The organism is Mesonia hippocampi, from assembly GCF_014197445.1.
Taxonomy (GTDB): Bacteria; Bacteroidota; Bacteroidia; order Flavobacteriales; family Flavobacteriaceae; genus Mesonia; species Mesonia hippocampi.
Window position 1 is genome coordinate 146,292 of the sequence record NZ_JACIFO010000005.1, and the last position, 22,800, is coordinate 169,091.

24 protein-coding genes are annotated in these 22,800 nt (G+C 34.6%); 16 read left to right on the plus strand and 8 right to left on the minus strand.

The genetic code is table 11. The annotated features are described in order from the left end of the window. Window positions 1–4: 4 nt before the first annotated feature. The 3 genes from GGR32_RS07350 to GGR32_RS07360 all read left to right on the plus strand — a co-directional run bounded on the left by GGR32_RS07350 (window position 5) and on the right by GGR32_RS07360 (window position 1,765). The gene (locus tag GGR32_RS07350; protein WP_183477549.1) at window positions 5–958 is read left to right on the plus strand and encodes a D-2-hydroxyacid dehydrogenase; all 954 of its coding nucleotides are present in this window, start codon (window positions 5–7) and stop codon (window positions 956–958) included. A gap of 9 nt (window positions 959–967) precedes the next feature. Continuing rightward, window positions 968–1,285, plus strand: a complete 318-nt coding sequence (locus GGR32_RS07355) for a DUF6787 family protein (RefSeq protein ID WP_183477550.1) — start codon at window positions 968–970, stop codon at window positions 1,283–1,285. Between the two features lie 177 nt (window positions 1,286–1,462). Next, window positions 1,463–1,765, plus strand: coding sequence for an HPF/RaiA family ribosome-associated protein (locus GGR32_RS07360; RefSeq protein WP_183477551.1), 303 nt, complete (start codon window positions 1,463–1,465; stop codon window positions 1,763–1,765). An 87-nt stretch (window positions 1,766–1,852) separates the two neighbouring features. Here GGR32_RS07360 and GGR32_RS07365 read toward each other — a convergent pair whose 3' ends face one another. Next, window positions 1,853–2,212, minus strand: a complete 360-nt coding sequence (locus tag GGR32_RS07365; protein WP_183477552.1) for a DUF983 domain-containing protein — start codon at window positions 2,210–2,212, stop codon at window positions 1,853–1,855. Between the two features lie 96 nt (window positions 2,213–2,308). On the opposite strand from GGR32_RS07365, the gene GGR32_RS07370 reads away from it, so the two are divergent. Continuing rightward, window positions 2,309–3,181, plus strand: a complete 873-nt coding sequence (locus GGR32_RS07370; RefSeq protein ID WP_183477553.1) for a helix-turn-helix domain-containing protein — start codon at window positions 2,309–2,311, stop codon at window positions 3,179–3,181. A 48-nt stretch (window positions 3,182–3,229) separates the two neighbouring features. On the opposite strand, the gene GGR32_RS07375 is transcribed toward GGR32_RS07370, so the two are convergent. Together GGR32_RS07375 and GGR32_RS07380 are read right to left on the minus strand one after the other, a co-directional pair. After that, entirely contained in the window at window positions 3,230–3,763 is a 534-nt protein-coding gene (locus GGR32_RS07375) for a Smr/MutS family protein (protein WP_183477554.1), read from the minus strand. Continuing rightward, window positions 3,753–3,992: a hypothetical protein gene (locus tag GGR32_RS07380; protein ID WP_183477555.1), complete on the minus strand. Its 240-nt coding sequence runs from the start codon at window positions 3,990–3,992 to the stop codon at window positions 3,753–3,755. Before GGR32_RS07380 ends, GGR32_RS07375 begins: the two co-directional genes overlap by 11 nt. Window positions 3,993–4,070: 78 nt before the next feature. On the opposite strand from GGR32_RS07380, the gene GGR32_RS07385 reads away from it, so the two are divergent. Together GGR32_RS07385 and GGR32_RS07390 are read left to right on the plus strand one after the other, a co-directional pair. Beyond that, entirely contained in the window at window positions 4,071–4,346 is a 276-nt protein-coding gene (locus GGR32_RS07385) for a DUF2752 domain-containing protein (protein WP_183477556.1), read from the plus strand. A gap of 11 nt (window positions 4,347–4,357) precedes the next feature. After that, window positions 4,358–4,690, plus strand: a complete 333-nt coding sequence (locus GGR32_RS07390) for a CCC motif membrane protein (protein WP_183477557.1) — start codon at window positions 4,358–4,360, stop codon at window positions 4,688–4,690. A 97-nt stretch (window positions 4,691–4,787) separates the two neighbouring features. Here the strand turns inward: GGR32_RS07390 and GGR32_RS07395 are convergent, their stop codons facing one another. From GGR32_RS07395 to rocD, 3 genes are read right to left on the minus strand one after another with little or no spacing between them, the layout of a single operon-like run. Next, a complete protein-coding gene (locus GGR32_RS07395; RefSeq protein ID WP_183477558.1) occupies window positions 4,788–5,702 on the minus strand; it encodes a hypothetical protein in 915 nt (304 codons plus the stop codon). Window positions 5,703–5,718: 16 nt separating this feature from the next. After that, window positions 5,719–6,558, minus strand: coding sequence for a hypothetical protein (locus tag GGR32_RS07400; RefSeq protein ID WP_183477559.1), 840 nt, complete (start codon window positions 6,556–6,558; stop codon window positions 5,719–5,721). A 17-nt stretch (window positions 6,559–6,575) separates the two neighbouring features. After that, window positions 6,576–7,814, minus strand: coding sequence for an ornithine--oxo-acid transaminase (gene rocD, locus GGR32_RS07405; RefSeq protein ID WP_183477560.1), 1,239 nt, complete (start codon window positions 7,812–7,814; stop codon window positions 6,576–6,578). Window positions 7,815–7,956: 142 nt separating this feature from the next. Here rocD and rlmD point away from each other — a divergent pair, with 142 nt between their 5' ends. The 3 genes from rlmD to GGR32_RS07420 are packed head-to-tail and all read left to right on the plus strand — an operon-like array spanning window position 7,957 to window position 10,555. Continuing rightward, window positions 7,957–9,369 (plus strand): 23S rRNA (uracil(1939)-C(5))-methyltransferase RlmD, encoded by a 1,413-nt coding sequence (rlmD, locus tag GGR32_RS07410; protein WP_183477561.1) that lies wholly within the window; start codon window positions 7,957–7,959, stop codon window positions 9,367–9,369. A 9-nt stretch (window positions 9,370–9,378) separates the two neighbouring features. Next, window positions 9,379–9,885 (plus strand): DUF6452 family protein, encoded by a 507-nt coding sequence (locus tag GGR32_RS07415; protein WP_183477562.1) that lies wholly within the window; start codon window positions 9,379–9,381, stop codon window positions 9,883–9,885. Continuing rightward, the gene (locus GGR32_RS07420) at window positions 9,851–10,555 is read left to right on the plus strand and encodes a DUF6048 family protein (protein ID WP_183477563.1); all 705 of its coding nucleotides are present in this window, start codon (window positions 9,851–9,853) and stop codon (window positions 10,553–10,555) included. The genes GGR32_RS07415 and GGR32_RS07420 overlap by 35 nt, the downstream gene beginning before the upstream one ends. Window positions 10,556–10,598: 43 nt before the next feature. Here GGR32_RS07420 and GGR32_RS07425 read toward each other — a convergent pair whose 3' ends face one another. Continuing rightward, window positions 10,599–11,765, minus strand: a complete 1,167-nt coding sequence (locus GGR32_RS07425) for a THUMP domain-containing class I SAM-dependent RNA methyltransferase (protein WP_183477564.1) — start codon at window positions 11,763–11,765, stop codon at window positions 10,599–10,601. Window positions 11,766–11,806: 41 nt separating this feature from the next. On the opposite strand from GGR32_RS07425, the gene GGR32_RS07430 reads away from it, so the two are divergent. From GGR32_RS07430 to GGR32_RS07440, 3 genes are read left to right on the plus strand one after another with little or no spacing between them, the layout of a single operon-like run. Further along, entirely contained in the window at window positions 11,807–12,538 is a 732-nt protein-coding gene (locus GGR32_RS07430) for a class I SAM-dependent methyltransferase (RefSeq protein ID WP_183477565.1), read from the plus strand. Window positions 12,539–12,541: 3 nt separating this feature from the next. Continuing rightward, window positions 12,542–13,207, plus strand: coding sequence for a ZIP family metal transporter (locus tag GGR32_RS07435; RefSeq protein ID WP_183477566.1), 666 nt, complete (start codon window positions 12,542–12,544; stop codon window positions 13,205–13,207). Between the two features lie 2 nt (window positions 13,208–13,209). Then, window positions 13,210–13,638, plus strand: a complete 429-nt coding sequence (locus tag GGR32_RS07440) for a DUF4268 domain-containing protein (protein WP_183477567.1) — start codon at window positions 13,210–13,212, stop codon at window positions 13,636–13,638. A gap of 84 nt (window positions 13,639–13,722) precedes the next feature. On the opposite strand, the gene trxB is transcribed toward GGR32_RS07440, so the two are convergent. After that, window positions 13,723–14,679 (minus strand): thioredoxin-disulfide reductase, encoded by a 957-nt coding sequence (gene trxB, locus GGR32_RS07445; RefSeq protein WP_183477568.1) that lies wholly within the window; start codon window positions 14,677–14,679, stop codon window positions 13,723–13,725. 188 nt (window positions 14,680–14,867) lie between these two features. On the opposite strand from trxB, the gene GGR32_RS07450 reads away from it, so the two are divergent. The 4 genes from GGR32_RS07450 to GGR32_RS07465 all read left to right on the plus strand — a co-directional run bounded on the left by GGR32_RS07450 (window position 14,868) and on the right by GGR32_RS07465 (window position 22,787). After that, a complete protein-coding gene (locus GGR32_RS07450) occupies window positions 14,868–15,782 on the plus strand; it encodes a tryptophan 2,3-dioxygenase family protein (RefSeq protein ID WP_183477569.1) in 915 nt (304 codons plus the stop codon). 105 nt (window positions 15,783–15,887) lie between these two features. After that, window positions 15,888–17,801: an acetate--CoA ligase gene (acs, locus tag GGR32_RS07455; RefSeq protein ID WP_183477570.1), complete on the plus strand. Its 1,914-nt coding sequence runs from the start codon at window positions 15,888–15,890 to the stop codon at window positions 17,799–17,801. Between the two features lie 128 nt (window positions 17,802–17,929). Then, window positions 17,930–21,298, plus strand: a complete 3,369-nt coding sequence (locus GGR32_RS07460) for a SusC/RagA family TonB-linked outer membrane protein (protein WP_183477634.1) — start codon at window positions 17,930–17,932, stop codon at window positions 21,296–21,298. 10 nt (window positions 21,299–21,308) lie between these two features. Next, window positions 21,309–22,787, plus strand: a complete 1,479-nt coding sequence (locus GGR32_RS07465) for a RagB/SusD family nutrient uptake outer membrane protein (RefSeq protein WP_183477571.1) — start codon at window positions 21,309–21,311, stop codon at window positions 22,785–22,787. Window positions 22,788–22,800 lie beyond the last annotated feature (13 nt).

Here is a 22,800-nt window from a genome sequence, read left to right on the forward strand (position 1 = left end):
CACCATGAATATTTTAGCTAACGACGGAATTTCGGAAAGCGGAATAAAAAAACTAAGCCAAAAAGGCTTTAATGTAGACACCACAAAAGTTGCTCAAAACCAACTTATCAACTACATAAACAACAAGCAAATAGAAGTACTTTTAGTACGTAGTGCTACCCAAGTAAACAAAGCGCTTATCGATGCCTGTCCGCAATTAAAAATTATAGGTCGTGCTGGCGTTGGTTTAGACAACATCGATGTTGCTACGGCAGAAAAAAAAGGCATCAAAATAATTAACACCCCTACGGCTTCATCTAGAAGTGTTGCCGAACTGGCTTTTGCTCACATACTTGGCGGAAGTAGATTTTTACACCAAACTAACCGCGATATGCCTTTGGATGGCGATATGCGTTTTAAAGAGTTGAAAAAATTAAGCACAGGAAACGAGTTAAAAGGAAAAACCCTGGGCATTATAGGTTTAGGAAGCATCGGGAAAGAATTAGCTAAACTTGGTATTGGTTTTGGCATGAACGTAATAGCACATACCATAACCGATAAACCTAACGAAAAGATACGTTTAGATTTCTTTGACGGACAATATTTAGAAGTCAACATCCCACTCCAAACAAAAGAAAACCTTTTAAAACAAGCCGATTTTATATCGGTACACGTACCTGCACAAAAAAATTACCTTATTGGAGAAGAGGAATTTAATTATATAAAACCTGGAGCTGCAATTATTAACACGGCTAGAGGTGGTGTTATCGATGAGGTTGCATTGGTTAATGCCCTAGAAAATAAAAAAATAAAATTTGCAGGTTTGGATGTTTTCGAAAAAGAACCTCAACCAGAAGTACAATTACTCATGCAGCCAGAAATGTCGTTAAGTCCACATATTGGTGGTGCCACTCATGAGGCTCAAGAACGTATAGGAGAAATTCTCGCAGAGCAAATAATAAAAATTTATAATGTTTAAAAAAGTTGCATGAAAAAGCTTAAAGAGCGTTGGAATATTAGCTCTAACTTCCAGTTAACTATTATATTTATAGTGTTTGCCATTACAGGTTCATTATCAGCTTATCTTGGCAAGCCTGTTTTAGCATTTTTTAATATTAACGGCGAATTATTTGGAGATTCATTTTTAGGGAAAACCTTATATTTAATCCTTAGGTTACTAATTATTTTCCCTATTTATCAGGTATTACTGGTTTTTATAGGGTTTCTTTTCGGGCAATTTAAGTTCTTTTGGAATTTTGAAAAGAAAATGCTTAAACGTTTAGGACTCGGTTTTTTGTTTAAATAAAGTACAATTAACTCATAACCTTTTAAGTATACAACGTATTTTTTATCCTTGTAAAAAAGCAAAATAAAATTTAATCTTAAAAAAATCTAAAATCAATTATAATTTCAGAGAACATAGATAAAAATACCAATAAATTAAGTATCTTAGAGTAATTATTAACCCTAATAACTATACCCTATGGATATTAACTTTAATTATGTACATGTTACAGCTAGTGATCGTTTAGAAGGTGCTACCACCCAAAAGCTTAACCAATTAAAAGGGCGTTACGATTTTATTGTAGGTGCTCAAGTTTATTATAAGAAAGAAAATGCTAGTAACCCTGAGGAAGGAAAAATTGTAGAGATAGAATTAAGTATTCCTGGACCAAGATTATTTGCTACGGCAAGTCAAAATAATTACGATTCTTCTTTACAAAGTGTAATAGATGACCTTAAACGACAATTAGAAAAACGCAAAGGAAAAATGAGTGTGCGTTAGTACAAAATAAAATAGCCTTTATAAAATATCAAAAGCCAGTAGATTACTCTACTGGCTTTTTAAATAAAATCAATGAAATATTGAAAACTAATCTATTTGCTTTTTATAAAAAATATACAACCAAATAACCCGAGATAACCGGTAGTTAAAAACACTAAGTAAAACTGTAGCAATAACCACCACCAAGAAAACATTAAGCGGAGATAACCCCATAAAATACCAAAATATAACCAAGCTGGTTATCATTTCGGCACAAGCTAACGAGTAGCTTACATACATTGCTCCGTAAAAAAAACCTGTTTCTATCTCGAACTTAAAATTACATTTATCGCAATACTTCTTCATTTTAGGCATTTTTAATAAAAAAATACTGCCTTTATGCTCATACATATCTCCTTCTTGACAATTAGGACATTTACACTTTAATATATTTGTAATTTTGCTCATATTAGACAACTTAAAAGTTATGCAATATTACAATAGCATCTAAAAACTAGCGTTATAGTTTTTTCGCTTATTCTTGTACTTTTTAGACATTAATTTATGAAAACACCTGTTTTAAAAATAGAACAATTTAAACAAGCAGAACCCTTAACCGATTTTTACATCAATACCATTGCAAACCATATAAATGAAAATAAAAACTTAATTAGCAAATCGCATAAACATAATTTTTACCTTTGTGTACTGTTTACTAAAGGAGAAGGAATACATGAAATAGATTTTAGCTCCTACCCTATAAAACCAGGAAAAGTATTCTTTTTACGGCCTGGCCAAACCCACGCATGGAAATTTACCAGCCCGCCCGAAGGCTATATCTTTTTTCACTCAAAAGAATTTTACGAATTAAAATTTTTAGAACACAAACTAAAATCTTTCCCTTTTTATTATTCTTTCCAAAACCCTCCTGTATTAACGTTATCTAAAAAATCTGTAGATTTTCTACAAAAAAAATATGAGGAAATTTATCATGAATTCCAACACAACGAAGCCTTTAGGGCTTTAAAAATTGTAAACCTTATTAACGGTATTTATATCGATTTACTAAGAGAATACACCGCAACCATAAACTTAGAAAAGTTTATTTCTGTAAATTATTTAACCATTTTAGAAAACCTTGAACAGCTTATAAATACCTATTTTTTAAAAGAAAAATTACCCCGATTTTATGCCGATAAACTTAGCATTACCACCAAACATTTAAATAGAGTTGTAAAAGAAACCATTAGTAAAACTACTTCAGAATTAATTGCCGACCGTATACTTTTAGAAGCTAAACGAATGATGGTACACTCTGATGAGAGCTTAACAAACATCGCTAGTTTATTAGAGTTTTCAGACTACGCGTATTTCTCTAAAATATTTAAAGCAAAAACAGGACTAACTCCTTCTAATTTTAGAAAAAAATACGGTTAATTAATGAAGTAATTCTAAGGCTTTTTCCAATAAAAGACACTAAAAACTTTACGGATTCTGAAAAATATAAACTTCGGTTGCTCCTGCGCCATATTGCTGATAACTTGCTTCGTAAAATTTTATATTATCATAACGCCTTAGCATTGTTTCTAGTTCCTGACGTAAAACTCCTTGACCTACACCATGTATAAAAACAACGCGCTGCATACGTTTATAAATAGCAAAATCAAGTTGTTGTTTTGCAGTATCTAACTGGATGTTTAACATATCAAAATTCGATAAGTTTTTGGTTGAATTTGTTAGTTTTTCAATATGTAAATCTACCTCTAATACAGGGGTTTGTTTGGTTCTTTTTTGGATTGGCTTTTTTTTCTTTTGGGGTTCTTTTTCTGTTAATGCTGCTTTTACATCGCTGGTATATACCTCGATAGTAGTAGTGTTTATTTTTACCACCGCTTGTATAGGAAAACGCAACTGAAAACCATCTGATGTTTCCAACAACACCTCATTTGCATCAACAGCAATAACTTCACCTTGCAAATCCTCATCGATAAGTGCTACATAATCGCCTTTAGTTATCATGTTTAGCAGGCTTTTTTTCTATAGGTTCTTCTTCTATCTCTTCCTCTACAAAAGTATGATTTTTAGGCTTCTCTCCCACCCAGTTTTTAGAAGCAGTGTATAAGCCAAACATAAGCAATACAATACCCAATATCTGCAAATAAACATTAGTAGATTCTCCCATAAGGCTATATATAAGCACCATTGCCCCAAGCAGGATAATGATAATGTTTATGTTTTGTTTTTTCATTTGTATAAAAAATTATTCATTTTCAAGAGTTTGCTACAAAAATATTACTTTTGTTTTAATATAGAATATATTTCTGCTATGGATGAATTTATGCTCCCTTGCCTCACCAAAAGTTTTTTAGGCTTCGATTGCCCTGGTTGTGGCGGGCAACGCAGCTTATGGTTGCTTGTGCAAGGAAATTTTAGCGAAGCTTTTTTCATGTACCCTCCTATATATCCGTTAGTTATACTAGGAGGCTTAGTAGTTATTAATAAATTTTTACCCCTAAAAAAATATTCTTTTTTTGTAAGTGTTTTGGCGGCTATTAGTGTAGCCAGCATTATTATTAATTATATTTATAAACTAACTTATTAATTTTACTTTTTATGGAAAAACAAAAATTACCTAACGCTACTATCTCATTAGTTTTAGCAATCTTATCGTATATAGGGTGTTGCTTTTGGGGTCTACCAGGAATAATAACTGCTATTATCGCTATAGTTTTAGCAAACAAAGATAAAGCCAAATATCTTGAAACCCCTGAATTGTATAATAATTACGGGCAGGTAAAAACAGCTCGAATTATTGCTATTATAGGACTTGTACTATCTGTATTGGTTTTATTAACAATGATTTTTGTTATTGTATCTTTTGGAGGTATAGATGCTTATATGGAAGAAATTCAGCGCATGCAACAAGAAATGCAAATGGAAGTTTAAAACTTTACCTTTTACAAAATCAGGTAATAATTATAAAATATATTACTAAAAAAGCGGGATAATTATCCCGCTTTTTTAGTTTAATACATCTTAAATATTAATAACTTTCGTGGATTAACATCACACTAATATCATCAAATGTTTTAGACGGATAATATTCCTCGTAATCTGGATTATCTACCTTTGCGGTTCCGCTTAGTTCAATACGTTCTAAAAGGTTTGTTTCTTCGTCCAAAACATAAGTATAATTTATTTGGCTATATTCTGGCGAAAACAATTCATAATCATAAGTAATTGAAGCCGATAAAACATTGTTTTTATTCTGTTCTCCAAACTTATCATGAGCAATAGTATAATATAACGGAGTAAACTTAAATATTGGCATTTCATAAGCCATTTGAGAAAATTTTAATTTCTCGTTAGTATCATAAGTATAAATATGTTTTATTGTATTCTCTCCGCGAGATGTATTGGTTTCTATAACATTACCAGCTTGGTAAACCATTTCTACATCTTTTACCAGTTCGTAATTTAAATCATTTTTACGGTAGCTACTAATTTTTGCTAAACGGTTATTATGATAATCATACTTTATAGAGTCTATAGTGGTTTGCACGTCTCCACTAGTATATGTAAACACATTGATATTTTTTACATAGGTTAGCTTGTTGTTCTCCAAATGTATTTCATGTAAATCGGTTACTTCGGCGCCAGACATGTTTTCCTCAACAAGGTTTACCGTTATTAAATTTTCTTCGTAAAGCAGCTCATAAACATAACTTCCTCGAGTTATTTCTTTTATAGCTTCGTTATCTGCTTCGTAGGTAAACTCAAAATCGTCATAAGAATAAGGCTGACTTCTTGCATTGTTTAAATCTATTTTTGATAACCTGTATTTACTTGGTGTTTCTTCTTTTCCATCGGTTGATGTAGTTTCAACATCATCGCTCGAACAACTAAAAAAAAGTAGTGAACCTAACATCAGTAAAAAAGTTAACTGTATATTTTTCATCTATATTTTTATCTTATTAAACTTTAAAAATTCCGCCAACAGCTATAACGGTTTCACAAAACAAAAAGCTTTGTGAGGCTTTATCTGCCGAAGAATTTGTTGTACGGATGTTCCCCATATTAATGTAACCACCCTTAAGTTCTGTTTGGATAAAAAAGTGCTTAAAAAATGTAAAATTTAGACCTGCTTTAGCAGAAATACCATAACCTGAAATATGAAATTCATCATGACGTTCTTTATTCATCAATGTGGCATTGGTCCTAGGGTAGAGAACTCCCGCGCCAATTCCTTCAAGAACATTCAATTGAAATTTATCGGTATCTCTTATCCCTAGATATTTAGATAAATCGTCTACACGAGAAAACTCAACGTTCACATAGTTTAAACCATCGGTATGCTCAAATAATAAGAAATCTTCTGTTAGCAAAGTTTTCCCATCGGCAATTGCTTCCCCATAGCTCCCTCTGTTAGGGTAGCTTCCTGTATAATCTACCGTTCTATCGTTATACATCACGTATTTCATGTGGTCTACACCAATAGAAATATTGTAATGGTCGGTAATAAAATAGCCTATCCTAAAGTTTGTTTGCGGAATCGTCATTCTTCCAGGGTTGATGTAGTCAATATGCCAACCTTTAGGTTTATCATGTGCTTTTACATCTTTCAACTCAAAATCGTAACCTTCTCCTCTAAAATGAATATCAGAATCGGTAAAAAAATCTCGGTTTCCTCCCCAGAACACGTATATTTTTCCTTTGTTATGGGCGGTAAATTTTTTCGGAGTAGATGTTACCTCCGACTGACTAAAGCCTTGAAAACTCAAGGCCAAAGTCAATACTAAAATAATGTTTTTCAACAGTTAAGTTCCTGATATTAGAATTTATCGATTGTTGAAGTGATTATCTTTACGCAATCTAACAGTTGCTCTTCTGTAATCACTAATGGTGGTGCAAAACGTATAATGTTTCCGTGTGTTGGTTTTGCTAATAAGCCGTTTTCTTTTAAAGCCATACAAATATCCCAAGCCGTAGAGCTATCTTCTGTGTCGTTAATAACAATAGCGTTCAATAAACCTTTACCTCTCACTAAGCTTACTATATCGGTATCTTTAATATATTCGTTTAGTTTTGCTCTAAACAGTTCTCCTAGTTTCTCTGATCGTTCTGCTAGTTTTTCTTCCTGCACCACTTCTAAAGCTGCAATAGCCACTGCAGCAGCTACTGGGTTCCCTCCAAAAGTAGACCCGTGTTGCCCTGGTTTAATCACGTCCATTACTTCATTATTCGCCAATACCGCAGAAACAGGATACACCCCTCCAGAAATAGCTTTTCCTAAGGTTAAAATATCGGGTTTAACGTTTTCATGGTCTACGGCTAATAATTTTCCGGTTCTCGCGATTCCTGTTTGAATTTCGTCGGCAATAAAAAGTACGTTATGTTTTTCGCATAATGCTTTTGCTTTACGTAAATATCCTTCTGAAGGCACATAAACCCCAGCTTCTCCTTGAATAGGCTCTACTAAAAATCCTGCTACGTTATCGTTTTCGGTTAACGCTTTCTCTAAAGCTTCGGTATTATCGTAAGCTATTTTTATAAACCCAGGCGTGTAAGGACCAAAGTTTTTACGAGCATCAGCGTCGTTGCTAAAAGATATTATTGTGGTTGTTCGCCCATGGAAGTTGTTCTCACAAACAATAATTTGTGCTTTTTCTTCTGGAATTCCCTTTTTCTCGTAGGCCCACTTTCTACATAGTTTTATTGCCGTTTCTACAGCTTCGGCACCTGTATTCATAGGTAAAAGCTTATCGAAACCAAAATACTCGGTTGCAAATTTCTCGTATTTTCCTAATACATCGTTATAAAAAGCGCGCGAAGTAAGGCTTAGCTTTTTTGCTTGCTCACACATTGCGCCAACAATTTTAGGATGTGCATGCCCTTGGTTTACTGCAGAGTATGCCGATAAAAAATCATAGTATTTTTTTCCTTCTACATCCCACATATACACCCCTTCTGCTTTAGAAAGCACCACTGGAAGTGGATGATAGTTATGGGCTCCGTACTTATTTTCTAATTCAATTGCTTCTTGCGAAGATTTAATTTCTACAACAGACATAGATTTTTTCGTTTTTATACGTTTTAGAATATTTGATTCCTACTTAAGGGAGAGAAATCACCCGCAAAATCTTTATGCCGCAAAATAAGAAATGTTTATTAATTTATAAACTATACACGTAAAAACTTACTACTTTTGCAGCATGGCAAGAAAGAATAAACGAAAGCAATTTGAAGCTGTGCTAGTAACCGATGCGGGAGCTAAAGGAAAAGCAGTAGCAAAAGCACCTGATGGGAAAGTTATTTTTATTGATAACGCAGTACCTGGAGATGTTGTAAATGTACAAACCTATAAAAAACGTACCGCCTATTACCAGGCTAAAGTAACGGAAACACTATCTTTTTCTGATAAAAGAACAGACCCTTTATGTGATTATTTTGGCACTTGTGGTGGATGCAAATGGCAAAATATGCAATACCAGCATCAACTTTTTTACAAACAGCAAGAGGTTGAAAACAACCTAAAACGCTTGGGACAAATAGAACTTCCTGAGGTTACCCCAATTCTAGGGAGCGAAAAAACATATTTTTACCGTAATAAAATGGAATTTTCTTTTAGCAGTAACCGCTGGTTAAGTCTAGAAGAAATAAACAGCGAGGTGGAAATCGACAATAAAAACGGCTTAGGCTTTCATATTCCTGGCATGTGGGATAAAATTTTAGACATTGATAAATGCCACCTGCAAGAAGATCCTAGCAATGCGATTAGAAATGGAGTGAAACAATTTGCCGTAGAAAACGAGTTAAGCTTCTTTAACCCCCGAACGCAAGAAGGTTTATTACGCACCCTTATGATTAGAACCACCTCTACACAAGAGATTATGGTACTCGTTCAGTTTTTTTATGAAGATAAAATAAAGCGTGAACTTCTATTAAACTTTTTAAAAGAGCGTTTCCCCGAAATAAATTCACTTCAGTATGTTGTTAATGAAAAAGCAAACGACACCATTTACGATCAAGAGGTAATTTGTTTTTATGGGAAACCATACATTGTAGAAGAAATGGAAGGTCTGCAGTTTAAAATAAACGCAAAATCATTCTACCAAACCAATTCTGAACAAGCATACGAGCTCTATAAAGTTACTCGAGATTTTGCCGATTTAACTGGCAACGAAACCGTTTATGACCTTTATACCGGCACAGGAACTATTGCACAATTTGTAGCCCAAAAAGCAAAAAAAGTAATTGGCGTAGAGGCTGTTCCCGAAGCGATAGAAGACGCTAAAGAAAACGCCAAAAACAACCAAATTAATAACGTCGATTTTTTTGTTGGGGATATGAAAAATGTATTCACTCAAAACTTTATCGATACCCATGGGCAACCCGATGTAATTATCACCGATCCGCCAAGAAATGGCATGCATAAAGATGTTGTTAAGCAAATTATTGCTATTTTGCCAAAACGCATTGTTTATGTAAGTTGCAACTCGGCAACCCAAGCAAGAGATTTAGCCATGTTAGACCAACATTATAAAGTTACTCAAGTACAACCCGTAGATATGTTTCCGCAAACCCATCATGTAGAAAATGTGGTTTGTTTAACATTACGCGATTAAGCATTTTTCATGAAACGTTTTGTTAGCTATTTTTTCAGTATTTTGGTTTTCTCCATGTTATTTTCGGCCTGTCAACGCGATGATATTTGTCCAGAAACAACCCAAACCACTCCGTTGTTAAACATTAAGTTTTTTAATATTGAAAATCCTGGTTTTGCAAAAAATGTAAACAATTTAAATATAAAAGCTGTAGGACAGGATTCTAGCTATTTTAAAAGCTCGGTAAATAGCGCTAACATTAGCATCCCGTTAAAAACCAACAGTCAAAATTTGACCTATTATTTTACTTTAAATAGCGATACCGAAGGCGTAACCCCAAATACAGACACCTTAAAATTTAGCTATGTCCCTCAAGATTTATACACCAATAGAGCTTGCGGATACAGAGTGGTTTTTAACGGTTTTCAAGCCTTTGTCATACAAGAAAACAACAATAAGAATTGGATAAAAAACATCAGCCTAAAAACAACAAATATAACCCATGAAGATACTACTCACCTGTATATTTATCATTAGTAGTTATTTCGGTTTTTCGCAATATACACAAGACAGTATTCAACTTAAAGACAAATATGGCTTTAGAATTGGTGCTGATTTAAGCAAACCTATACGCAGCTTTATTGATAAAGATTATACTGGATTTGAAATTATTGGCGACTATCGTGTTTTAAAAAATTATTATTTAGCCGCAGAATTAGGTATCGAAGAACGCTATAAAGAAGACCCATACCTTACCTACAACACAAAAGGCAGTTACCTAAAAATAGGAGGAAATTACAACACCTACGAGAATTGGCTTGATATGCAAAACGAACTTTTTGTAGGGTTTAGGTATGCTTTTTCTAACTTCTCGCAAGAATTAAAACAATATACCGTATATGTAACCGACCCTTATTTTCCTGCCGATGTTCGCGATATTGATAAGGAGTTTGATGGGTTAAACGCCAGCTGGATAGAATTACAATTAGGCATAAAAACAGAGATACTTAACAACTTGTTTCTTAGTGTGCATGTAGAATTAAAGCACCTTGTTAGCGAAAAAACACCTGATAATTATGCTAATTTGCACATCCCAGGATTTAACAAAGTTTACAGCAGCTCTAAATTTGGAGCAGGCTGGGGCTATGGAATTTCGTACCTTATTCCGGTAACTAAAAAGACAAGAAAACCTACCGAAATAAAATAACATTTAAAACGATAGGTTTATTCTATACTTTATTTATAATCTACTAAATTCTAGGACGGCGCTTTTTGGTACCTTCATATATATCATAACGTACTAACCGGGCTTCCAATTTCCCGTTAAATACTTTTATTTTCTTAGAAGTTCGTAAGCCTACGCTTTTTATAGCTTCCAGATCAGACACAATCATCCAAGCCTGTGTACTAGGGTAATTTTGCTTAAGTGTATCGCCTATATTGGTATAGAATTCCGTTAAGTTTTCCAAGCTTAAACGCTCTCCGTATGGCGGGTTACACAAAATATGCAAATGCTTCTCTCCTTCTTTTTTTGTTTTGAAAAAATCTTCTTGAGAAACACTTATAAACTCAGATAAATTAGCATTTTCGATATTATCTATTGCCTTTCGTACTGCCGATGGCGCTTTGTCGTAACCTATAATTTTATGCTCAAAGCTTCGTATTTTATTTAAGGAAGATTCTTCTATTTTTTCAAACAAATCTACATCCCAATCTGGCCATTTTTCAAAACCAAATTCTTTCTTATTTAAGTTAGGTGGAATATTAGCAGCAATCATAGCTGCCTCAATAAGTATAGTACCACTACCACACATAGGGTCTAAAAAATCTGATCGCCCATCCCAGCCACTCAACAACAACAAACCTGCTGCCAACACTTCGTTGATTGGCGCTATATTGGTTGCCGAACGGTATCCGCGTTTATGCAAAGATTGCCCAGAACTATCTAACGATACCGTACACATATTCTTTTCTATATGGATATGAATACGCAGGTGAGGAAACTTAACATCTACATTAGGGCGTTTCCCTGTTTTGTCTCTAAAATAATCCGCAATGGCATCTTTACTTTTTAGGGCTACAAACTTACTATGGCTAAAAAAATCTGAATGCACCGTAGAGTCTATGGCAAAAGTAGCTTCTGGTGTAAAATACTGCTCCCAATCCATCTTGTAAAGCTTTTTATACAAATCCTCTTCAGAATATACTTTAAATTTGGCTATAGGTTTAAGTATCTTTAGCGCCGTACGTAAGCATAAATTAGCTTTATACATAAAACCTTTATCGCCATAAAAGCTTACGTTTCTCACGCCTTTTTTTACTTCTATCGCACCTAAATCCTTAAGTTCTTTAGCCAGAATATCTTCAAAACCGTATAAGGTTTTGGCCAGCATCTTAAAATTATTATTATTTGCCATTGCTATAATTTAACGGCAAAAATACATTATTTTTGTTGGCTATGACAGATTCTACAACAAAATGGTATGCTTCATGGTTTGATACCGAGTTTTACCATATTTTATATAAAGATCGCGATTATCGTGAAGCAAAGTTATTTATGGGGAATTTAATCGATTACCTCGACTTAGATAAAAATGCACACATACTAGATTTAGCTTGCGGAAAAGGCAGACACTCCATTTACTTAAACCAACTTGGTTTTCCTGTTACAGGAGTAGACCTTTCTAAAAACAGCATCCAAGCAGCTCAAAAATACGCCACAGAAACACTACAGTTTAAGGTATATGACATGACCCAAGCTTTGCCTACAAAATTTGATGCTGTTTTTAATTTATTTACAAGCTTTGGATATTTTGATAAGGAAGAAGACAACCTAAATACTTTAAAAGCCATAAAACAAGAGCTTAAACCTGGTGCTAAAGCTGTTATTGATTTTATGAATGTAGATTATGTGACAAGGAATTTAGTTCCTAAAGAAATAAAAACAGTAGAAGGTATAGATTTTCATATAACACGTTGGATAGAAGATGGTTTTATAAAAAAGAACATTCAATTTAGGGTTAATCAAGAAAAATACAACTTTACCGAACGTGTAAAAATGTTAAGCCTGAAAGATTTTCAAAATTATTTCGACCAAGTAGGCATCTCGTTAATCGATTGTTTTGGCAACTATCAGTTACAAAAATTCGATCAGCAACAACATCAACGTCTTATATTAATATTTAACTAATTTATGCACATTGTATTACCCCTACTTGCCGTAGGCATTGGTTTTTTGATTGCTTATTTTATAAAATCAAATGCTATTGCTATAAAATTATTACTCTCTTTTAGTGGTGCTTTTTTATTATCAATTACTGTTTTTGAGTTTTTGCCCCATCTTTATCAGCAACATTTACCTTATACTGGCCCCATGATAATGCTTGGAATTGTAATCCAATTATTATTAGAATACCTCTCTAAAGGAGCCGAACATGGGCATTTACACTTATCCGAAAATCAATACCAGTTTCCCTACCTACTTTTTATAAGTTTATGTTTACATTCTCTTTTAGAAGGATACCCTATACACCATCACGACCACATGCTATACGGAGTCGTAATTCATAAAGTTCCTGTAGCGGTTATCATTTCGTCATTTCTATTAAACTCCAACCTATCTAAAGTTAAAGTAGCCATATTTATTGTATTATTTGGCATCATGACACCATTAGGCGCTTTTATAAACGAGCATGTTACCGCGCTAAAAGCATACGAACCCTATATAAACGCCATGGTAGTTGGGGTACTACTACATGTATCTACTACCATATTATTCGAATCCTCTAAAAACCACCAATTTAACACCAAAAGGTTTTTAGCCATTATATTAGGTATTATTATTGCCTTTTTTATATAAGTATGTTTAGCAAAGAGGAATCTAAAAAAATACGACAGGAGTTTTGGACAAACTTCGGAAAACGTTCTTCCAAAAAATGGATGTTGTATGATACCAAAATAAAAGAGGTAAACCTTAAATTTCATTTCGATACAAAAAAAGCGCAAGTAGGTTTTGTTATCGATGCCAATGATGAACTCATAAAAGCATTTTACTTTGAGAATTTTTTAAGCCTAAAAAACTTATTAAAAGAAGAAGTAAGTAAGGAGCTTATCTTTCACGATTGTTTTGAAACAGAATCAGGAAAGCTTATCGGCTTTATTTATATAGAACTACCTAATGTATGCATTCATAACAAAAAAACTTGGGATGATGTTTACCTGTTTTTTGAAAACACAATGCCTAAATTCGAAGCTTTTTTTATTACCTATAAAGATGTTATAAAAGGTTAGCTTTTTTCAGCTATCCGAATTAAACATAAAAAACCGCTTAAAATTAAGCGGTTTTTCATTTATTTTCTATGGTAAATTCTGCTTTTACTCAGCTTCTACTTCACCTAAGTATCTTTCGGCATCTAGAGCTGCCATACAACCCGTACCTGCAGCCGTAATTGCTTGCCTATACACATTATCTTGTACATCGCCACTTGCAAAAACTCCAGGAATATTGGTTTTGGTAGATTTCGGCTCAGTTAAAACATAACCGCTTTCATCCATCGTTAATTTCCCTTTAAAAATATCGGTATTAGGCTTATGTCCTATCGCTATAAACAATCCTGTAATGGCTATTGTTTCCTTTTCACCTGTTTTATTATTTAGCATACGTAAACCTTCTACAACTTGTTCACCTAACACTTCGTCTACTTCTGTATTGTAACGTAAATCTATATTTTTGGTAGTTGTTACACGATGTTGCATAGCTTTCGAAGCACGCATCTCATCCTTACGCACAAGCATGGTTACCTTATTACAAATGTTTGCTAAATAGGTAGCCTCTTCTGCCGCAGTATCACCACCGCCTACAATAGCTACATCTTGATTTTTATAGAAAAAACCATCGCAAACCGCGCAAGCAGAAACTCCTCCGCCTCGCAAACGTTGCTCGCTAGGTAAACCTAAATATTTAGCTGTTGCCCCTGTAGAAATTATAATAGTATCAGCTTCTATCCAAGTGGTATTATCTACACAAACTTTATGAATTCCTCCGCGTTCTGTGCTAAAATCTACTTCTGTCACCATGCCTATACGCACTTCTGTACCAAAACGCTCAGCTTGCTTTTGTAGTTGTATCATCATGGTTGGCCCATCTATTCCTTCTGGATAACCAGGAAAATTATCCACCTCGGTAGTGGTGGTTAATTGCCCGCCTGGCTCCATGCCTGTATAAAGCACAGGTTTTAAATCTGCACGAGAAGCATATATGGCAGCAGTATATCCTGCAGGTCCAGAACCTATGATTAAGCACTTGATTCTTTCTAACTTATTTTCTGACATAAATATTCTTTTTAAGAGGTGTAAATTTAATAAGATTCCTAAAACTTTTTCATATATTTTAATGAAGTATTTTTATAAGACTATAAAGCTAAGTAATAACCTGGCTTTTAACATTAAAGTAAAGTAAAAATAAGATTATTACAGAACTCTCATTTATTTTAATATTTTTGTTCAAATAGTTTTATTTTATGAGCAACCACGACTTATTTTCTGAAATTGAAAAAAAATATACCGCTTTAGGTGAAAACCCCGAAATTTACCTACAAGGCTTATTGCAAGCCAAACCCATTTCATACTGGGATTATATCGAAGTTGATAGCCTCTTATCGCTACAACGCCCACGTACAAATTTTAAAGATGAGGAAATCTTTATTATGTACCACCAAATTATTGAGTTAACCCTAAAACTAATGATTTTAGAACTCAAACAACTTACGGGAGACAACCAACCCACAGAGAAAGACCTTATTGAACGTTCAAGCCGCCTACGCCGCTACACACAGATGCTAATGACTTCTTTTGATGTAATGAAATACGGCATGAGTTACGACGATTACCGTACTTTTAGAACCACATTAGCCCCTGCAAGCGGTTTCCAGAGTGCACAATTTAGAATTATAGAAATCTACGCCACGCCTATTATCAACTTAATTAATGAAAAAGGAAAAAGCAGATTGAGCAACACGCCTACTATAGAAGAATGCTTTGAAAACATTTATTGGAAAGATGCAGGCCTAAATAGAAAAACAGGTAAAAAATCGCTTACCCTAAGTATGTTTGAAGACAAATACCTAGATCAATTTATCAAGCTTGCAAAAAACATTGAAGGCAAAACCCTTGCCGATAAAATAGACCAATTCCCAAATCCATCACCAGAATTAATTAATGCCTTAAGAGACTTCGATTATTTTTATAATGTAGAATGGCCGCTCATTCATTTAAAAACAGCAGAACACTACTTAGAAAGCAAAACAGAAACAAAAGCAGCAACAGGCGGCTCTGACTGGAAAAAATACTTACACCCAAAATATCAGCAACGAAAATTTTTCCCCAAACTATGGAAAGATGAGGATATGATAAATTGGGGAGAAAGTAAACTATAACACCTAAACCGTATCAAGTTAAACCCAAAAAAGTATTTTTAATCAGAAATTAATATTAATTTCCGTTAATTTTCCTATTTTTAGCTACCAAAACATTCGCTATTTATGGAAATAAAAAACGACCTACAGATAAAATCTTTTGCAGAATATAAAAAAGTATATAAACAAAGTACAGAGAACCCCGAAGAATTTTGGAATCAAGTAGCCGAAAAGTTCACTTGGAAAAAAAGATGGGATAATACTTTAGCCTACGACTTTAATAAACCAGAAGTTTCTTGGTTTTCTGGCGGAAAGCTAAACATCACCGAAAATTGCTTAGACAGGCATTTAAAAACACAGCCTAATCGCAATGCTATTATCTGGGAACCTAACAACCCTAACGAAGAATCTAGACACATTACCTATAGGCAACTTTATGTAAAAGTTTGCCAATTTGCAAATGTGCTAAAAAACAACGGTATCAAAAAAGGAGACAGGGTTTGCTTATACATGCCCATGATTCCAGAACTCGTTGTAGCCATGCTTGCATGTGCTCGTATCGGGGCTATACATTCTGTTGTTTTCGCAGGATTTTCTAGCACCGCATTAAGCAGTCGTATAAACGATTCTTCTTCCAAACTACTTATCACTGCCAACGAATATTATAGAGGCACAAAAGCAATACCCCTAAAAGAAATATGCGATGAAGCGCTAAAAAACTACAATACCATAGAAAAAGTAATTGTTTACCGGCGTACCATAAACGAAGTAAGCATGCAAAAAAACCGAGATGTTTACTGGTTTGACGAATTACAAAAAGTAGACCTCGAAGCTCCTGCAGAAACAATGGATGCTGAAGATCCTTTATTTATTCTATACACATCGGGCTCTACCGGAAAACCAAAAGGAATGGTACATACCACAGGAGGTTATATGGTAGGCACCACCTATTCTTTCCAAAATGTATTTCAGCCAGAACCTGAAGACCGATATTGGTGTACCGCAGACATTGGTTGGATTACAGGACACTCCTATATTGTATATGGCCCGTTACTTGCTGGCGTTACCAGCGTAATGTTTGAAGGCGTACCTAGCTATCCAGACTATGGTAGGTTTTGGGAAATTATAGAAAAATTTAAAATCACCCATTTTTATACCGCCCCAACAGCCATCCGCTCCCTAGCAAAACAACCGCTTTCTCATATAGAAAAACACAACTTAAATTCGTTAAAAGTTTTAGGTTCTGTTGGCGAGCCTATTAACGAAGAAGCTTGGCACTGGTTTAATGATAATATAGGAAAAAGCCACTGCCCTATAGTTGACACTTGGTGGCAAACCGAAACAGGTAGCATTATGATATCTCCACTTGCAGGAATTACTTCTACTAGACCTTGTTTTGCTTCGTTACCACTTCCTGGAGTCCAACCCGCTTTACTCGATGAAAACGGAAAAGAAATTATTTTCAACGGACAAAAAGCAGAAGGAAGCTTAGCCATAAAAGCCCCGTGGCCAGCTATGGCAAGAACCGTATGGAACGATCATCAGCGCTATAAAGATGTTTATTTCTCTGCCTATCCTGGCATGTACTTTACCGGAGATGGAGCTTATCGAGACGCTACAGGCAATTACCGTATAACAGGTCGTGTAGATGATGTTGTTATTGTCTCTGGACACAACTTAGGAACCGCCCCAATTGAAAACGCTATTAATGAACATGAAAAAGTAGCCGAAAGTGCCATTGTAGGTTACCCACACGAAGTAAAAGGTAATGCTTTGTATGCCTATGTTATCTTATTTAATCCAGATGATGCTTCCGATGAATTACGCCAAGAAATTAAACAAGAAATAACCCGAACAATAGGCGCTATTGCAAAACCTGATAAAATTCAATTTGTAAAAGAATTACCTAAAACACGAAGCGGAAAAATTATGCGAAGAATTTTAAGAAAAATAGCTTCTAAAGACGTAAGTAATCTAGGTGACACATCAACACTTCTTAATGGAAACATCATAGATGACATCATACAAAACACTATTTAACAATCATTTAAACAAATAAACAACCTTTGTTAAAAAAAAGTTTTTCCTTATTCTTTTGCGTTTTAAAAAATGTTAATTATTTTTAAAAAATTTTTTAAAGTATTATTAACATCAAAAAAGAAAACATGATTAAGGAAAAACTACGTAATCCTATTATTGTTACGTTTTTGCTTTTCTGCAGTTTTATTATGTCTGCACAAGAGCGAAACATTTCTGGAATGGTAACAGGTGCCTCAGATGGTATACCAATCCCATTTGTAAACATCACCATTAAAGACAAACCAGGAAAAGGTGCAACAACCGATTTTGACGGAAATTACACCATCAACGCCGCAACAGGCGACGTTTTAGTTTTCTCTACCGTTGGTATGAAAACTAAACAACAAACAATTGGTACTGGTTCTACCTATAATATAAGCCTGGAAACCGACATCGCTGAACTAGAAGCAGTGGTAATTACAGGTTTTGATAATGTAGAAGAGCGTTTATTTACAGGAGCTAACTCTACAATTTCTGCCGAAGACTTAAAAGTAGACGGTGTAGTAGACGTAAGCCGTATGTTAGAAGGTAAAGCCGCTGGGGTAAATATCCAAAACGTAACAGGTACTTTTGGTGCAGCACCAAAAATTACTATTCGTGGTGCATCTTCTATTTTTGGAGATACAAAACCACTTTTCGTAATTGACGGAGTAGTACAAGAGGATATTATTGACTTAGACTTTGATGAGTTAGCCTCTGGAGATGCAACAACATTAATCGGTTCTTCTATCGCTGGATTAAACGCCAACGATATTGCTGGTATCGAAATTCTTAAAGATGCTTCTGCTACCGCATTATACGGAGCTCGTGCATTAAACGGGGTAGTAGTAATTAACACTATCTCTGGAAAAAGAGAAACACCTACTACCATAAACTATACATTAGAGCAAACTGTAAGAGCTACACCAAAATACTCTCAATATGATATTCTAAACTCGCAAGAGACGATGAGTATCTTTAAAGAGATGGAAGCTAAAGGATTTTTAACTCAAGCTGGAGTTGTTCAATCAAGATCAGGAGGTGTGTATTATACATTATATGACAAAATCAACAGATTTATTGGTGATGATTATACCTCTCCTTACTCTAACAATGGTTTTGAAGTAACCAACACACCAGAGTACAGAAATCTTTACTTACAACAGTATGAAAAAGCAAACACCGATTGGTTTAAAACTTTATTTAGACAATCGATAACTCAAAACCACTCATTAAGTTTTAGTGGTGGTGGAGAGCACAACTCATACTACGCTTCTGTTAGTTTCTTTAACGACCCAGGATTAACTATTGCTGATGATGTAAAACGTTTAACTACCAACTTTAAGAACACATTTTACTTATCAGATAAATTTAACTTAACCTTATCTTCAAAAGCATCAAAAAGGTCTCAAAAAGCACCAGGAACTTATGCTAAATCTAACGACGTTGTTAGTGGAGAAGTAAGTAGAAACTTTGACATCAACCCGTTTAGTTATACACTAAACACCAACAGAACTGTAAGACCACGTAACAACAACGGAGGTTTAGAGTATATTTGGGATAACTACGCTCCTTTTAACATCATCAATGAGTTAAACAACAACTACATTGAATTAGATGTAATGGATTTCCTATTCCAAGTAGATGCTAACTACAAGATAACAGACAAACTTACATACAACCTTACCGCTTCTGGAAGATATGTAAACAGTTCAAGCGAGCATAATGTTACAGAAAATGCAAACGCTGCAGAAGCTTACCGCTCTATGGGAACTACCATCATTAGAGACAACAACCCTTTCTTGTTTGATGATCCAGAAAACCCAACCGAAAAACCAAGAAGCGTACTTCCTTACGGAGGAATGTATAACAAGCGTGACAACACTTTAGAGAGTTACTACGTTCGTAATACACTTAACTATAAAACAAAACTTAACGACATTCATGACCTTGTTGTTTTTGGAGGACAAGATTTACGTTATGTAGATCGTAATCAAACTTTCTTTGAAGGTTACGGTATGCAATACGATAAAGGCTATGTTCCAAACATAAACCCAGACTATTTTGACAAATACATCGGAGAAGGTGGGCAATACTTTGGGAAATCTACATTTAGAGAGCGCACAGTAAGTTTCTTCGGGAAAGTTACCTACGGATATGACAACAGGTATATTGTTGCATTAACTGGTCGTTATGATGGTTCTAACAGACAAGGAAAATCTACCAGCTCTAGATGGTTACCAACTTGGTCTATCTCTGGAAAATGGAATGCAGCTAGAGAAAAATTCTTAGAAGATTCTAAAATCATAAGCAACCTAACCATTAGACCTTCTTACGGGTTAACGGCAACAGCAGGACCTGCTACCAACTCGCTAGCAATTTTCAGAAGTGAAAGCATTTTTAGAAAATCTGTTTCTCAAAGAGAAAACATGTTATCTATTGTAGAGTTACAAAACGATGACTTAACTTGGGAAAAACAATACGAAACCAATATTGGTCTAGACTTAGGTTTATTAGAAAACCGTATCAACATTAGTGCTGACGTGTACCAACGTAAAGGCTTCGACCTTATTGACTACGTTAACACCTCAGGTATTGGCGGGCAATATGTAAAAGCAATGAACGATGCTGATATGACCACGAAAGGTTTCGAATTATCTATCAATTCTACAAACATCAAAACAGAGGATTTTAGTTGGTCTACCACGTTAAACTTCTCTATTTTTGATCAAGAAGTAACTAAACTACAAAACAAACCTAACGTATTAGACTTAGTTGACTTAACAGGAGGAAACGTAGTAGGTTACCCTAGAAACTCTTTATTCTCTTTCGATTTCCAAGGTTTAAATGATCAAGGTCTTCCTACCTTTATCTTACCAGAAGGAAGCAGTTCTATTACAGGAGCTAACTTCCAGGATACAGAAGACTTATTAGATTACCTTGTGTATGAAGGATCTATAGAGCCAAATAAAACAGCTGGTTTCTCGAATACCTTTAACTATAAAAACTGGAGCTTAAACATGTTTATTTCTGCTTCTTGGGGAAATAAAATCCGTTTAAACCCAACATTTAGTTCTTCATATTCAGACTTAGATGTATTTACAAAAGATTTCGCTAACAGATGGTTATTACCAGGAGATGAAGACAAAACAAACATTCCTGTAATTGCAGACAGACGTTTAGTAGAACAATATCCTAATTTAAATAGAGCTTATAACGCTTACAACTACTCTACAGCACGTGTTGCCGATGGTGGTTTTGTAAGAATGAAAAACATTTCATTAAGTTATAACTTCCCTAAAGAATTTGTAAACAAATTAGGGATGAGTAAATTTTCATTAAAGGCATTAGCTACAAACCCTTTCTTAATCTATTCAGACGACAAGCTTAACGGTCAAGACCCTGAATTCTTTATGGCAGGAGGAGTTTCTTACCCTATTATGCAACAATATACATTATCATTAAACTTAAGTATCTAAAAAAATGAAAATGAAGAAAATATATAATTTATTATTAGTAGCTGGAACAATTTCGTTAACATCTTGTTCCGACTACCTATCAGAAGTTCCGGATAACAGGACGCAGATTGATAGCGAAGAAAAGATACAAGAACTGTTAGTTGGGGCTTACCCTGTTTCTGCTTATGCTCCATTTTTAGAGCCAATGACAGACAACTTTGAAGACAAAGGAAATCTAGAAGCAACTACTGATGAATTTTTACGTTCTTACTCTTGGGAAGAAGTAATTACCGATCGTCAAGATACGCCTACTAGTTATTGGTCTAGATGTTACTCTGCAATTGCTCATGCTAACCAAGCTTTAGTTTCTATAGCAGAATTAGAAGGGAAACCAGATATGGATTTATCTGCCGAAAAAGGAGAAGCATTAGTGGCTAGAGCCTATGCACACTTTATGTTAGTAAATATCTGGGGGAAACATTACAACCCAACAACTGGAGCTAGTTTATTAGGAGTACCTTATGTATTAGAGCCAGAAACAGAAGCTATTAAGCAATACACCAGAAGCTCTGTAGAAGAAGTTTACCAACTTATTGAAAAAGACCTGACAGAAGGCTTAGCTTTACTGTCTAACGAATACTCACAACCTAAATTCCATTTCACCCCTGAAGCTGGGCATGCATTTGCCTCTAGGTTCTACTTATACAAAGGAGATTGGGATAAAGTAATTGAACATTCGAATAAAATTTTAAACAACGTAAACGAAAAACTAAGAGACTGGAATTACTATCAAGACAACTTGCAAATAGATGAAATAAGTGCAGAAGTAATGGGCGCTTCAGAATCTGCTAACCTACTTATTAGTGTTCCTATTTCGTATATGTATACTGGGTTTGCCCGTAATAGATTCGGTTTATCTGTAGACAAAAAAGAAGAGCTTTTTGATGCTCTAAACCCTTACGGAAAACCATGGGCGTATCAACAAGTACAATTCGCTAACGGAGGTTTAACTTGGACTATCAACAAATATGACCGTATATTTGAATATACAGACATTACTGCTGGAATTGGATACCAAAGAACCTCAATGGCTATGCTAACACATGATGAAACTTTACTTGCTAGAGCTGAAGCTTATGTGATGAAGAATAATTTTGATGCCGCAGCAGAAGACCTTAATACCTTCTTAGCTAAAAAAACTAGAAATTATACAAACGATGTTTTAACAGCAACTCAAATGATAGCACAAATAGGAGACGCATCTGAATACGCTCCTTATTATGAGTTATCAAACGACCAGTCGAAATTAATCAAGTTTATTGCAGAAATAAGAAGACGTGAGTTTTATAATGAAGGTTTACGTTGGTTTGACATCAAACGTTTCAACATCCCAGTAACACACGATTTTATAGACCAAAATTCTGACGTTTTAACTGCTGACGATAACAGAAAAGCAGTACAAATACCTATCAGTGCTAGAACATTTGGTTTAGAAGCAAATCCTCGTTAATTAAAAATTTTAT